Consider the following 1,565-nt stretch of genomic DNA (forward strand, 5'->3'; position numbering starts at 1 on the left):
GGATTTTCTTCGCCATTGAGCCAGAAAAGTCAGCACTTACAAGACTTTGAGGCTCTTTTTTGGTATAATAGATGTATCAAATACAGGCGGTGAGATGCTTATGATGACACAGAATGCGGATAAAAAAAGAGAACAGATTCAGTTGTTTTGCATGGATGACATGGTTCCACAGGACCATCTGCTGCGGATCATCGACAAAGCAATCGACTGGTCCTTCATTTATGAACTGGTAGAAGAAAAATACAGTCAGGACAACGGACGCCCCAGTATGGACCCCGTCATGCTGATCAAGATTCCTTTCATCCAATATCTTTATGGCATTAAAAGCATGCGCCAGACGGTAAAAGAGATTGAGGTAAATGTCGCCTACCGCTGGTTCCTCGGGCTGGATATGCTGGATAAAGTGCCGCATTTTTCAACCTTTGGAAAGAACTATACGAGACGCTTTAAAGACACCGACCTCTTTGAACAGATATTCGAGCATATCCTTTCTGAATGCTACAAATTTAAGCTGGTAGACCCTACTGAAGTTTTTGTGGATGCCACCCATGTAAAAGCCAGAGCAAACAATAAAAAGATGCAGAAGCGTATTGCTCATGATGAGGCATTATTTTTTGAAGATCTGCTGAAACAGGAAATCAATGAAGACCGTGAAGCACACGGGAAACGTCCGCTGAAAGAAAAAGAGGATGACAGCAATACACCATCCGGTGGAGCCGGCGGCAAAGAAGAAAAGACAGTGAAAGCAAGCACTTCTGATCCGGAAAGCGGATGGTTCCGCAAAGGAGAACATAAACATGTATTTGCTTATGCAGTACAGACCGCATGTGATAAGAATGGATGGATTCTCAGCTATAGCGTTCATCCCGGGAACAATCATGACAGCAGAACCTTCAAGTCCTTATATGACAAGATAAAAGGGATCGGAATAGAGACGCTGATAGGCGATGCAGGATATAAAACTCCCGGTATAGCAAAACTTTTGATCGATCAAGGAGTCAAACCGCTCCTGCCATACAAACGCCCCCTGACAAAAGAGGGTTTCTTCAAGAAATACGAGTACGTTTATGATGAGTATTACGACTGCTATATCTGTCCCAACAATCAGGTGCTGACCTATCGAACAACCAACCGTGAGGGATATCGGGAGTACAAAAGCTGTGGAAGTAGCTGTGCAGGCTGTGCCTATCTTGCAAAATGTACCCAAAGCAAAGATCATGTAAAGACGGTTATGCGCCACATATGGGAACCTTACATGGAGATGTGTGAGGAGATCCGCCAAACCGTGGGTATGAAAGAATTATATTCCCAAAGGAAAGAAACCATAGAACGAATCTTTGGAAGTGCAAAGGAGAATCATGGTTTCCGATATACACAGATGTTTGGAAAAGCCCGAATGGAAATGAAGGTCGGGCTTACATTTGCGTGCATGAATCTGAAAAAGCTGGCCAGGATGAAAGAGAAATGGGGGCTTCTAGAGGGAGAAGCCCATTACACAAACTTTATTTGGAACGCAATTTGGTTAATAAAAGAAAACTGGCTCTGGGATACAAAGCCCAAAACCA

1 protein-coding gene is annotated in these 1,565 nt (G+C 43.6%); it reads left to right on the plus strand.

Going from position 1 to position 1,565, the window contains the following annotated elements:
• Positions 1–94: 94 nt before the first annotated feature.
• On the plus strand, positions 95–1,565 hold a 1,471-nt coding region (locus tag GKG41_RS23025), incomplete at its 3' end, for an IS1182 family transposase (RefSeq protein WP_154263258.1).

Origin of the sequence: Lactonifactor sp. BIOML-A5, from assembly GCF_009677585.1 — a bacterium.
Classification (GTDB): domain Bacteria; phylum Bacillota; class Clostridia; order Lachnospirales; family Lachnospiraceae; genus Lactonifactor.